This is a genomic window from Bacillus sp. ZY-1-1 (assembly GCF_003047165.1).
Lineage (GTDB): Bacteria > Bacillota > Bacilli > Bacillales > Bacillaceae > Bacillus > Bacillus velezensis.
This window is the reverse complement of record NZ_CP027061.1, coordinates 806,351-818,607: the sequence shown is the minus strand read 5'-3', so window position 1 is coordinate 818,607 and position 12,257 is coordinate 806,351. Positions and strand designations below refer to the sequence as shown.

12 protein-coding genes and 1 pseudogene are annotated in these 12,257 nt (G+C 47.3%); 4 read left to right on the top strand and 9 right to left on the bottom strand.

What is annotated here, in order from left to right:
- Position 1: 1 nt before the first annotated feature.
- Both C5I45_RS04260 and C5I45_RS04255 read right to left on the bottom strand, forming a co-directional pair.
- Positions 2–1,267 (bottom strand): ABC transporter substrate-binding protein, encoded by a 1,266-nt coding sequence (locus C5I45_RS04260; RefSeq protein ID WP_032861971.1) that lies wholly within the window; start codon positions 1,265–1,267, stop codon positions 2–4.
- A 73-nt stretch (positions 1,268–1,340) separates the two neighbouring features.
- Positions 1,341–2,327: an SIS domain-containing protein gene (locus C5I45_RS04255; RefSeq protein WP_003151892.1), complete on the bottom strand. Its 987-nt coding sequence runs from the start codon at positions 2,325–2,327 to the stop codon at positions 1,341–1,343.
- 196 nt (positions 2,328–2,523) lie between these two features.
- Between C5I45_RS04255 and C5I45_RS04250 the strand changes: the two genes are divergently transcribed.
- Together C5I45_RS04250 and C5I45_RS04240 are read left to right on the top strand one after the other, a co-directional pair.
- The gene (locus tag C5I45_RS04250) at positions 2,524–3,450 is read left to right on the top strand and encodes a MerR family transcriptional regulator (protein ID WP_015387752.1); all 927 of its coding nucleotides are present in this window, start codon (positions 2,524–2,526) and stop codon (positions 3,448–3,450) included.
- Between the two features lie 271 nt (positions 3,451–3,721).
- Complete coding sequence (locus tag C5I45_RS04240) at positions 3,722–3,994, top strand: DUF1648 domain-containing protein (protein ID WP_007410095.1); 273 nt, start codon at positions 3,722–3,724, stop codon at positions 3,992–3,994.
- A 38-nt stretch (positions 3,995–4,032) separates the two neighbouring features.
- Here C5I45_RS04240 and C5I45_RS04235 read toward each other — a convergent pair whose 3' ends face one another.
- From C5I45_RS04235 to C5I45_RS04225, 3 genes are all read right to left on the bottom strand, one after another.
- Positions 4,033–4,407, bottom strand: coding sequence for a nucleotide excision repair endonuclease (locus C5I45_RS04235; protein WP_057080195.1), 375 nt, complete (start codon positions 4,405–4,407; stop codon positions 4,033–4,035).
- Between the two features lie 66 nt (positions 4,408–4,473).
- Positions 4,474–5,589 (bottom strand): NAD(P)/FAD-dependent oxidoreductase, encoded by a 1,116-nt coding sequence (locus tag C5I45_RS04230; RefSeq protein ID WP_057080196.1) that lies wholly within the window; start codon positions 5,587–5,589, stop codon positions 4,474–4,476.
- Positions 5,590–5,626: 37 nt separating this feature from the next.
- Positions 5,627–6,328 (bottom strand): class I SAM-dependent methyltransferase, encoded by a 702-nt coding sequence (locus C5I45_RS04225; protein ID WP_014305767.1) that lies wholly within the window; start codon positions 6,326–6,328, stop codon positions 5,627–5,629.
- A gap of 73 nt (positions 6,329–6,401) precedes the next feature.
- Between C5I45_RS04225 and C5I45_RS20135 the strand changes: the two are divergent.
- Both C5I45_RS20135 and csn read left to right on the top strand, forming a co-directional pair.
- Positions 6,402–6,792 (top strand): annotated as a pseudogene (locus C5I45_RS20135) (DUF2691 family protein); the annotation flags it as partial.
- Between the two features lie 208 nt (positions 6,793–7,000).
- Entirely contained in the window at positions 7,001–7,837 is an 837-nt protein-coding gene (gene csn, locus C5I45_RS04215; RefSeq protein ID WP_003151879.1) for a chitosanase, read from the top strand.
- A gap of 35 nt (positions 7,838–7,872) precedes the next feature.
- On the opposite strand, the gene sufB is transcribed toward csn, so the two are convergent.
- Genes sufB through sufD form a run of 4 tightly spaced genes read right to left on the bottom strand, consistent with a single transcriptional unit; the run spans position 7,873 to position 12,256 of the window.
- Positions 7,873–9,270, bottom strand: coding sequence for a Fe-S cluster assembly protein SufB (gene sufB, locus C5I45_RS04210; RefSeq protein WP_003151878.1), 1,398 nt, complete (start codon positions 9,268–9,270; stop codon positions 7,873–7,875).
- Positions 9,271–9,289: 19 nt separating this feature from the next.
- Positions 9,290–9,733 carry a Fe-S cluster assembly sulfur transfer protein SufU gene (gene sufU, locus C5I45_RS04205; RefSeq protein WP_003151877.1) on the bottom strand — a complete coding sequence of 148 codons (444 nt, stop codon included), beginning with the start codon at positions 9,731–9,733 and terminating at the stop codon, positions 9,290–9,292.
- Complete coding sequence (gene sufS / locus C5I45_RS04200; RefSeq protein WP_007410089.1) at positions 9,723–10,943, bottom strand: cysteine desulfurase SufS; 1,221 nt, start codon at positions 10,941–10,943, stop codon at positions 9,723–9,725. The genes sufU and sufS overlap by 11 nt, the downstream gene beginning before the upstream one ends.
- Positions 10,943–12,256 (bottom strand): Fe-S cluster assembly protein SufD, encoded by a 1,314-nt coding sequence (sufD, locus tag C5I45_RS04195; RefSeq protein ID WP_003151874.1) that lies wholly within the window; start codon positions 12,254–12,256, stop codon positions 10,943–10,945. Before sufD ends, sufS begins: the two co-directional genes overlap by 1 nt.
- Between the last annotated feature and the right edge of the window lies 1 nt (position 12,257).

The window sequence follows — 12,257 nt, the reverse complement described above, 5'->3', positions numbered from 1 at the left end:
TCTATTCAGATGACGCTTTGACCTGACGCGCCGCTTTCTGCACGGAATTCATCACCTCGCGCGGTGTCATTGTGCCGCCGAGCATCTGCTGAACGCCTGCCGCATACACATCGGCGATTTCAACGTCAACATCCATATCAAACCACGGCACCATTGTTTCGGCGCGGACGATATCCTGCACGGCTTCGCGCTGGATCGGGGTGGAATTGTTTTCTGTCGCCGTCCCCTGAACCGCGCTGTATTTACCGACGTCTTTTATCAGCTTCTCTCCCATTTTTTTCGAGGTTAAAAACTGAAGAAATTCCATGGCTTCTTTCGGGTGCTTCGTTTTTGAGGAAATCATAAATCCTTCGGGAGATCCGGTCAGTGCACGGGGAGATCCCTTTTCGCCGCTGATTTTCGGGAAAGGAAACAAGCCCAGATTGACCGGTTCGACGAGCTTAATTTCTGCCGTTTCCGCATAAATCATCGCCGCTTTGCCGCTCGTAAACTGCTGGCGCACATATTCGTGATCGACGGAGTTCACGTGCTTTGTAAAGTACGGCAGAAGTTCCTGAAGCTTTTCAAGCGCTTTGACATAGCCTTCGTCCGTAAACTCCCCGGTTTCCGGACTGTAATCCTTCGCCCGCGTTTTCTCATCCACCATACGCTGGTTCAGCGTCCCGATATAATGAGAAATGGTCCAAGGCGCTTTTGTGCCGAAACTGATCGGAATATATCCGTTCTCTTTCAATTTCTCACAGACTGTGATCAGTTCATCCCATGTCGCCGGGGGCTTCAAATGTAATGTATTAAAAATGTCTTTATTATAAAAGAATGATTTAGCGTCCATTTGCCACGGAACACCGTACTGTTTTCCGTCATGCGTAAAGGGTTTGATTTGTGACTGCACAAGCTGTGAGGACCAATCTTTATCCTGCTGATAGTAAGACGACAGATCGAGGGCTTTATCTCCTTTGATGAATTTATAAGCAAACCGGTCGCTCCATGAAAAGAAAATATCAGGGGGGCTCGTTGTTCCGAGCATGACTTTCACCTTGTCTTTATAAGAATCGTTTAAGACCGCTTCCGTTTGGATATGAATATCCGGATGAGCGGCTTCAAAATCTTTGACCGCTTCTTCAAAATAGCTTTTTTCCGGCTCCTTCGGCCACCTGTGAAAAAACTTCAGGGTCACTTTTCCGTCAGAGGAACTGCTTTGGCTTGAACAGGCGGCGGCTGACAGACATACAGCTAACAGAACGAACAGGCAGATGAGCTTTTTCAGATGCTTTTCCTCCTTTGTCACCGGACTATAACGTTATATATCATTATAGTCCGGTGAAATATAATGCGCGTTCTTAATATTCGACTTTCCACATGTAACGCCGCTGGCTTAACGGATGGTTCCTTGCTTCCGCCAGCGCATCCGCATAGCTTCTGAGCACCCGGTTTAATACGAGAGGAGCCAGGTAGCCTTTTACAGAATCGTCAATTCCGGAAAAATCATATGCTGCCGCATCAAGCACAGTCAGTTTTTTGCCGTATCTTTTTGAGAAGGAAAGCGCCCGCTCTTCAAGGGGTCTTGTTTCGTCTAAGCCGAGCAGGATAATAAATGGAACGGATTCATCAATGATTTCGAACGGTCCGTGAAAATATTCTCCGGCATGAATGGCGTGGGAATGAATCCATTGCATTTCCATGAGAATGCAGATGCTGTAGGAGTAAGCGACGCCGTAGTTCGCACCGCTTGCCATCGTGTAAATGATATCTTCTTTTTCGTGGGCTTTCGCGAATGCCTTTGCGTGATCCGCTTCTTGTTTAAGCGCTTTGTCATATACGGTCTGGAGCTTATTGAGTCCGTCGATCGCCTGCTCAAACGCGGGATGGTTTTCCAGCACGTGTAAAGCGCCGAACACGATTTGATACAGAACCCCGTAATTCGTATTTATCGCTTGTGCGTTCTCACCCCAGTCATACACCGCGACATATTCGGCTTCTTTCGCTAACGGCGAATCAGGCTCAAAGGTCATTGCAATCGTAAGCGCGCCTTTTTTTCTGGCGAAACCGGCGGCTTTCACCGTTTCCGGCGTATTGCCTGACTGAGAACATAAAATCACCAGAGAGTTCTCTCCGAGCTGAATGGGATTGCGCTGAATAAATTCATTTGAACTGTAGAGATCAGAGCTGATGGCTTTCGCCTCTCTGTCAAACACGTACTTGCTCGGATACATAATGGCTGAAGAACCCCCGCAAGCGACGAAAAAGACGTGGTCAATCGTTTTTCCTTTCAGATCATCCAAGAAAGCCTGAACCTTGTGATTCACTTGTGCGGCAGTTTGACTCAAATCCTTCACTCCTCAGTGTTTTATTATATAATGTTATATAACATTATATAACGTTATATTAATCGCAACAAAGGTGCGTTGTCAATCATATTTTCTGAAATTTCTAAAATATAGAATAAACCCGTCTAATTTCCCGCCCTCTCTTGACCTGACCCTTAGAGACACGTTTAGAATGAAAAGCAGGGAGTGATTCAGAATGAATATAAAAGAAGCCGCCAGGCAGACGGGTCTCACGAAAAAAGCCATCAAATATTATGAGCAGGAAGGTTTAATCACCGTCAGCAAAAACCCTGATAACGGATACCGTGAGTATTCCGCTCAGAACGTGAATACGCTGAAAATGATTGCCGCCCTCCGAATGCTGGCACTGTCTGTAAGCGATATTAAAGCGTTCCTCTTAGAGGGCAGCAGTCTGCATGATATACTGCGCCAGCAGCATCAAAAGCTCAGCCGGCAGATTGAAGAGCTTGAGCAGGAACGGAAACTGACTGAAATGCTGATCAAGCGCGTGGAAGATGCGGAAAATGTCGATTCAATTCTGCATGATATCGGCGAGGTCAAAATAGATGAACCGAAGTATATGGGACTTCAGCTGAAAAAACTGTTCCCGGGAGATTTCGGAGAATTTATCGCCGCGCTGTTTGAACCGTTCCTCGACTTTTCTATTGATACAGATGAGAAAAAAACGATATGGGCAAAGCTTATTAAAGTATTGGATGATATGGAAGAAGTTCCGGCTGCACACCCGATGATGCAGCTGGTCGGTAAGGAGGACCCGGCTCAGCTCCAGCAGCACAAAGTCCAGCATGACCAATTTATCGAGCGGATTTTGGAGAGAGACCCCGCCACTTGGGACACTCATAAAAACATCATCATTCAGCTTGTGAAAAGAGTGGAGACAGATGAAGAGTACAGAGAAAGCCTGATCAAGATCGGAGAATCCGCTTCTGATCTGCCCGCGCTGAAGGAAGGATCGCCTTTCAGCAATCTACTTCAAAAGCTCAGCCCGAAATATGACACGTATGTGCGACTTCAGCTTGAACTGAAAAAAGAAGCCGACGAGGAACTCGGCTTTGATTCAGAAGCATATTTAAAACAGATGCTTCAATCAAAAAAACGCTAAGGCTCGTCTCCTTAGCGTTTTCTTTCTTCATCCTCAGTGCTGTGCGTTAATGCGGTCAACGACATTAGCGATGAGCTGCTCTTTTCCTAAATCGGAATCTTCGTCAACGCTTGCTACTGTCAAAATGATGGCCGCTACCGCAAGAGCGATCGTCTCAATGGCGGCCGCCGCGTTTAAAAATACCCATACAGCACACAGCCATCAAATAAATACTGAAAAATGAACTTTTTCACACTAAAATACTATTATAGGTAAAAAAGGGAGTGTTCATATGTTTTTGATGAATGATAAGGTGCTGTGGGGAGCTGTGGTTCTCGCCTTTATTCTGTCGATTGTGTTTTATCCGTTTCTTCCTGCTGATATGGCCATTCACTATGACGTGTCGAACCGTCCGAATACATCAATCAATAAAACGGCCGGCGTCCTGATTTTTCCTGTGCTCATGATGATCTGCATGTTATTCAGAAAAAAGGTCGTCCAGCTGTTCCTCGTCGTTTACTGTCTGCTGATCGTGCATATTGCAGTGATGTGGCTGGCACTGTAAACATAAAGAAAACCGGAGCCCTTAAGCTCCGGTTTTTCTTATTTATAAAATACTTTCTCAATGTTGTATTTCGACTGAAGGGTATTGATCGCGTACGTTTCGTAAATCTCCCTTTCCATCGGATCATGGACGACACATACTTCAATTTTATACACTTCGTCCCTGTGATGTTTAACAGGCGACACATTGTCTTCAAAATGCTTTTTGATTCTTTGTCTTAATTTACGGGCTTTCCCGACAAACAGCAGCTCATCATGAATGTTATAAAACATAAAGATGCCGCCTTTGTCTCTCGGAATTTGGTGAAAATCAATGAAACCGTAAATCGCTTTAATCGCCGGTTCATTTTCCGACGGTGACTGCTGCCGTTCCGTAATGGTTACATCAGGAACAGGAAGGTTTATTTTTATCAAAATGGGTCACGTCCTCTTATTCATTAAAGCTCCATCCTATCATAAGAATGCGCCAAAAGCTATTTTTTATTCAAGCGCCCCGGCCGGATCATAAAGGCTCAAATCAATTTCCGTCTGCTGGCCGAGTGCGAGTTTTGCCAGTTCCGCCCCCAGATACGGCCCGCTCGTCAGCCCTGAGGCGCCCAGCCCGTTGGCAACGAGGAGTCCGCTGATATTCGGCACTTTGCCGATGACGGGAAGAAAACCGGGAGTAAACGGCCTGAAACCGACTCTTGTCTCTATCACAGTACTGTCTGAAAGGCCCGGCGCCACGGTTAATGCTTTGTCAAAAATCTCACGGAGGCCGCCGGCCGTCACCCGCAAATCCATGCCGGTATCGTTTTCATGAGTCGCGCCCGCTACAATCCGACCGTTTGCAAACGCGAGAATGTATTGATCGTTTGGGGGCATGACGACGGGCCAGCCGCCCGTATCCTCTCCCTGAAGCTCTAAATGAACGATCTGTGCCTTTTGGTATGATACTGAAAAACGGATGCCGAGCGGTTCAAGCAGCTCTCTCGCCCAAGCGCCGGCCGTTACGAGAACCTGGCCGGCAGTAAGCGTGCGTTCTGCGGTTTTCACACCGATAACGGCACCGTCCTCTGTCAATATTGACGCTTCTTCATTGTAAACAGCCGCGCCGTGCTTAACGGCCGCGTTTAACAGCGCCTTACGAAGCGCCCTCCCGTTCACCCGGGCCGCGCCGCTGACATGAACCGCCCCGTATTCCTCCGACAGCGCGGGGAACAGTGCCTTCGTTTCTGCCGGAGTCAGTCTCGTAATGTCACCGATTTCAGGAGCGTCCTCTCTTCTTTTATAAGCTCTTTCCTCCATTTGGCTGAGCTTTTTTTCATCCGTATGGAGACTGACGGCACCGACCTTTTGATAGCCGGTGTCCGTTTCTCCGTCAGCTTCAAGCTGCTGTATCAATTGGTTATAATAGCGGGCTCCGCCTTTTGCGATCGCATACCATGCCTGATTGCGGCGCTGCGACAGCCACGGGCAGACGATCCCTGCCGCGGCGTCAGTCGCCTGCCCCGGGTGTTTCCTGTCAAAGACCGTTACATCCGCACCTGCCTTTGCGAGATGATAAGCCGCGGACGCACCGAGAATGCCGGCTCCGATAATCATATAAGACTTCATGTGTAACACCTTTTCTATCTGTTTTGTCTTATTTATTTTAACAAATAGAGCGCCCGGTTCCTACCGGAGTCCTGACGGCAATGATAAGTTTCGAAAACGGAAACGTATAATAAAAGGAATACGTTCTTGTCTGAAAGCCGTTTTCCTCAAGAATTGCTCTGTATTGTGATGTATTTTTTATATCTGACACGGCCAATGTGCCGCCAGGCTTCAGCACCCTCACCATTTCCGTGATCGCCCGTTCCCTCTCTTTTCTGCCTGAAATGTTGTGTAAGGTAAAATGTGAAATGACAAGGTCAAACGTTTTATCAGGAAACGGCATGGCTTGCGCGAGTCCGTCATACAAATCAATTTCCGGCGCTCCTTCTGCCCGTCTGTTCTTTTCAAATGCGTCTCTCCCGTTTCCGCCCAGATCCCAGCTTGACCATTTGTCAATCGCTGAGACGTCAGCGCCTTTTTGAGCCGCGGCGATGGCTAGCAGCCCCCGTCCCGTCCCAATATCAAGCACCTTCATGTCCGGCCTTAAACCGGAAAGCGCAAGAATGCGATGGCGGTGTGAAAGTTTAATGGCCGTTGAATACAAGAGCATCCAAAGACCGAGCAATAAAAACAAGGTGCCCGTCAGCCAGCCCCAGTAAGGAGGAATCATACCGCATAACGTGGCTGCAGCATAAAGGAGCGCAAGAAAGATAAATCCAAACGCTCCATAAGGCGCATCAATTCCGTATCGTGTTGTCATACTGTCAAGTCCTTTCAATTTTTATCCAACTATTATACCATAATATTCAAAAGCCGAAAGGAGATACGACCATGTGAAACGCGGCATTACATTTAACATCCCAAATCAATTCGGACGGTTTGCGGCAGATATATTACAACCGTTCCCCATCTCTTCCTATACGTGGTTTATCGGTGATGGAGAGGCGTATACTGAATTCAAAGAAGACACCGATACAGACCTGTTTACGCAAAATCAGGCATCATTCAGGGTCAAGAACTCCGTCATCGTCTGAAAGGAAACCCTTATTATATGATTTTTGCTGAATTGAAAGCTTTCCCGAGCGGAATGGTACGGAAATCAATACGTATGAGGAATATTTGGATAGTTCCTGTAAACTTGTGCTTCTCATCGCAGATTGCTCGTATGTAACGTTATATTGCAAAGATCCGGACATGCTCGAAGCCCTTTTTCAGCAGGCTGTACAATGCGGGTTTCACCGCGTTGACTATGTTACAGATAAGAATGATGCGAGAACGGGATTGTCTGTCTGGTGAAGGTGGTGCGTTCTTTTTATGAAGCGCTGGATAGGGCTTAGGATTCAAAATATTGACAAATTCGTGTGTTTTCAACAAAAAAATCACCCCCTCATGTATACTGAGTGCGTAACTTACATATGAAAGGGGTATGGCAATGAAAATCAGTTTGAAGAAAAAAGCAGGTTTTTGGAAGAAGACGGCGGTTTCATCTCTTATTTTCACCATGTTTTTTACCCTGATGATGAGCGGTACGGTTTTTGCGGCCGGGCTGAATAAGGATCAGAAGCGCCGGGCGGAACAGCTGACCAGCATTTTTGAAAACGGAAAGACGGAAATCCAATACGGATATGTTGAAGCGTTGGATGACGGAAGAGGTTACACTTGCGGGCGGGCCGGCTTTACGACGGCTACCGGAGATGCGCTGGAAGTAGTCGAAGTATATACGAAAGCGGTGCCGAATAACAAATTGAAAAAGTATTTGCCTGAATTGCGCCGTCTTGCGAAGGACGAAAGCGATGACATCAGCAATCTGAAAGGATTCGCTTCTGCCTGGCGCTCACTTGGCAATGATAAAGCCTTCCGCGCTGCCCAGGATAAGGTAAACGACAGCTTGTATTATCAGCCGGCGATGAAACGTTCAGAAAATGCCGGACTGAAAACGGCCTTGGCCAAAGCGGTGATGTACGATACGGTGATTCAGCATGGTGACGGTGATGATCCAGACTCCTTTTATGCCCTGATTAAACGCACGAACAAAAAAATGGGCGGGTCACCGAAAGACGGAACGGACGAGAAGAAATGGCTCAATAAATTCTTGGATGTACGCTATGACGATCTGATGAATCCGTCAGATGAGGACACCCAGGATGAATGGAGAGAATCGGTTGCCCGTGTCGACGTTTTCCGCGATATTGTCAAAGAGAAGAACTACAATTTAAACGGGCCGATTCATGTCCGGTCAAGCGAATACGGAAATTTCACTATTCAATAAACAAAAAAACCCCGCCATATGGCGGGGTTTTACTATTAACCGATGGAGCCTTCCATTTCGAACTTGATCAAACGGTTCATTTCAACTGCGTATTCCATCGGAAGTTCTTTTGTGAATGGCTCGATGAAGCCCATAACGATCATTTCTGTTGCTTCTTCTTCAGAAATACCGCGGCTCATCAAGTAGAAAAGCTGTTCTTCAGAAACTTTTGATACTTTCGCTTCGTGCTCCAATGAAATGTTGTCGTTCAGGATTTCATTGTAAGGGATTGTATCAGAAGTTGATTTATTATCCATAATGAGCGTATCACACTCGATGTTTGAACGGGCGCCGTCCGCTTTCCGTCCGAAGTGGACGATACCGCGGTATGTTACTTTTCCGCCCTGTTTCGAAATCGATTTTGATACGATTGTGGATGACGTATTCGGTGCAAGGTGAATCATTTTCGCACCTGCGTCCTGATGCTGTCCTTTGCCCGCAAGAGCGATAGAGAGCGTCATGCCGCGCGCGCCTTCACCTTTCAGAATGACAGCCGGATATTTCATCGTTAATTTAGAACCGATGTTTCCGTCAACCCATTCCATCGTCGCGTTTTCTTCACAAACCGTACGTTTCGTTACTAAGTTGTAAACGTTGTTCGCCCAGTTTTGAATTGTTGTATAACGGCAGTAGCCGCCTTTTTTGACGATGATTTCAACAACCGCGCTGTGAAGCGAGTTTGTTGTGTACACAGGAGCCGTACAGCCCTCTACGTAATGAACGCTTGCTTCTTCGTCAACGATGATCAGCGTACGTTCGAACTGACCCATGTTTTCAGAGTTGATGCGGAAGTAAGCTTGAAGCGGTGTTTCAACCTTCACGCCTTTAGGCACGTAGATGAAAGATCCGCCGGACCAAACAGCTGAGTTCAGCGCCGCAAACTTGTTATCAGTCGGCGGAATGACTTTCGCCCAGTGCTCGCGGAAAATGTCTTCATTTTCTTTCAGCGCGCTGTCTGTGTCTTTGAAGACAATGCCTTGCGCTTCAAGATCTTCTTTCATATTGTGGTACACAACTTCGGATTCGTACTGTGCAGAAACACCGGCAAGGTATTTTTGCTCAGCTTCAGGAATACCGAGTTTGTCAAATGTCTGTTTAATTTCCTCAGGCACTTCATCCCAAGAACGCTCTGAACGCTCAGACGGCTTTACGTAATACGTAATTTCGTCAAAGTTTAAAGAGTTTAAATCCCCGCCCCACTGCGGCATCGGCATGTTGTAGAAATGCTCAAGAGATTTCAGGCGGAAATCAAGCATCCATTGAGGCTCTTCTTTCATGCGTGAAATTTCTTCTACGATTTCTTTTGTCAATCCGCGCTCTGAACGGAAAATGGAAACGTCCTTATCGTGAAAACCGTACTTGTATTCACCAATTTCAGGCATTTTTTTAGCCATCCATTTTCACTCCAATCTTTTAATTGCCGCCTTTTTCGCCAGCGACTCCTTTTTCAAGTGCTTTCCATGAAAGGGTGGCACATTTAATCCGGGCCGGGAATTTCGAAACGCCTTGAAGGGCTTCAATATCCCCGAGATCTATTGAGTCGTCATACTCTTTCCCTTGCATCATGTCTGAGAAAATCTTAGACATGGAAAGGGCGGTATCAATATCTTTTCCTTTAATGGCCTGCGTCATCATGGAAGCTGAAGCCATGGAGATGGAACAGCCTTCCCCTTCAAACTTCGCTTCCTGAACGGTATCGCCGTCAAGCTTCATTGTCAGTCTGATCCGGTCGCCGCAAGTCGGGTTGTTCATATCGACGACGATGCTGTCATCCAAAACCCCTTTGTTGCGCGGATTTTTGTAATGATCCATGATCACTTGTCTGTATAATGTATCTAAATTTGCATTAAAAGACATTTGTAAAGTACTCCTTTGTCTTTTGGAGGGCTTCCGCGAGCTTATCGATCTCTTCCTCTGTATTATACAGATAAAAACTCGCTCTCGCAGTAGCAGATACATCCAGCCATTTCATGAGCGGCTGGGCGCAATGATGGCCGGCTCTGACCGCAATGCCCTCAGCATCGAGGACAGTCGCGACATCATGAGGGTGAACCTCATCAAGATTAAATGTCACAAGTCCCGCCCGCTCTTTCGGACCGTATACCGTCACGCCGTCCAGCTGCTCGAAACGGTCAAGCGCATAGGCTGCAAGCTTATGCTCATGCCGGGAAATCTCGTCGAGTCCGATCTCTTCAAGAAAATCAATCGCGGCTCCCAATCCGATCGCGCCTGCGATAATCGGCGTGCCTGCTTCAAATTTCCACGGAAGCTCTTTCCAAGTTGATTCATAAAGCCCTACAAAGTCGATCATTTCGCCGCCAAATTCGGCCGGTTCCATATTCTCAAGCAGTTCTTTCTTGCCGTACAGCACGCCGATTCCCGTCGGGCCGCACATTTTATGGGAAGAAAGCGCGAAGAAGTCGCAATCCAGGTCCTGAACGTCAATTTTCATGTGCGGTGTGCTCTGCGCCCCGTCCACCACGATGACAGCGCCATTGTCATGAGCGATTTTGGCGATCTCTTTAATCGGGTTAATCGTGCCGAGCACGTTTGACACATGAGCGACTGCCACGATCTTCGTATGGCTTGTGACAGTCTGCCGGACGTCGTCCAGCGAAAGCGTGCCGTCTTCCTGCATCGGGATATATTTTAAAGTCGCGCCGGTTGCTTTTACTGCCTGCTGCCACGGAATGATATTCGCATGATGCTCCATTTGGGTGATGACCACTTCATCACCGGGTTTTAAGCTGGCGCGGGCATAGCTCAGCGCCACCATATTCAGTGAAGTTGTCGTGCCTTTTGTGAAAATGACCTCAGCCATTGACTTCGCGTTGATAAACTTACGGACTTTTTCACGCGCACCTTCATAGCCGTCTGTCGCTCTCGTGCCAAGAGTATGAACGCCTCTGTGAACATTGGAATTGTATTTGCTGTAATACTGATCCACTGCTTCAATGACAGCACGCGGCTTCTGGGAAGTCGCCGCGCTGTCAAGGTACACGAGGTCATGTCCGTTCACTTGCTGATGAAGGATCGGGAACTGTTCACGAATATCGGTGATATTCATTATTTTACTTTCCTTTCGATGACGGAGACGAGCTGTTTCTTAACTCCTTCAATCGGAAGCTCTTTTACCACCGGAGCAAGGAATCCGTAAATGACTAAGCGCTCCGCTTCTTCTTTCGGAATTCCGCGGCTCATTAAGTAGTAAAGCTGGATCGGATCCACACGGCCGACAGATGCCGCATGTCCTGCAGTTACATCGTCTTCATCAATTAAGAGAATCGGGTTTGCATCTCCGCGTGCTTTTTCACTCAGCATCAGGACGCGGGATTCCTGTTCAGCGTTTGCTTTAGACGCGCCGTGCTCGATTTTGCCGATTCCGTTAAAGATGGAAGATGCGGCATCTTTCATGACTCCGTGCTTCAGGATATAGCCTTCAGAAGCCTTACCGAAGTGGATGATCTGCGTCGTAAAGTTTTCCGTCTGTTCTCCTCTTCCGACAACTACGGTTTTCGTATCGCCGTATGTGCCGTCTCCGTAGAGGTTTGTCGTGTTTTCAGAAATCGTGTCGCCGTCGTTCATCAGTCCGAGCGCCCACTCGATTTTGCTGTCTCGTCCGCGCGCGGCTCCGCGGCGGTTGACGTATGTTGTGACACCTGCTGACAGGTTGTCAACGGCGCCGTACGTCACGCTGGCATTATCACCTGTGACCACTTCACTGATAATGTTGAATACCGCTTCTTTCGGATTCACCGTGCTGATGTAGTTCTCAACGTAAGTGACGGAGCTGTGGTCTTCAGCGACGATCAGCACGTGGTTGAACAATGCCGTGTCATTGCTTTCATGAACGTAAACGGCCTGAACAGGCGTCTCCACCTGAACGTTTTTAGGAACATAAAGGAATGCCCCGCCGTTCATTAATGCCGCATGAAGCGCAGTCAGTTTATGCTCGTCGACCTTTACGCCGTCTTTCATGAAGTATTTCTCAACGAGGTCGCTGTGCTCACGGGCAGCCGTTAAGATGTCCGTGAAAATAACGCCTTTGTCTTTCAGTTCTTTTGAAAGAGAAAGGAAAGCAGGCGTTTGATCACGCTGCACATATAACGTTTTATCTTCGTTTTCGATATCGATCAGCGCTTTTGCTTCATCAGCTAAATCTTCTAAAGAAGCAAGCGGCGCGTTTTCTACTGTATGCTTGTTGAACTTTGTAAAGTTCCAATTTGTGATTTTTGTTTTATCAGGCTTAGGCAGCGGCAGATCTTCAGCTTTTTCAAGAGCCTGTAAGCGCAGGTTTTTCAGCCAGGCAGGTTCTTGATGCTTTTCGGAAAAGCCTTTGACATATTCCTGATCTACGGATAGTTTCGTTTCCAATGTCATG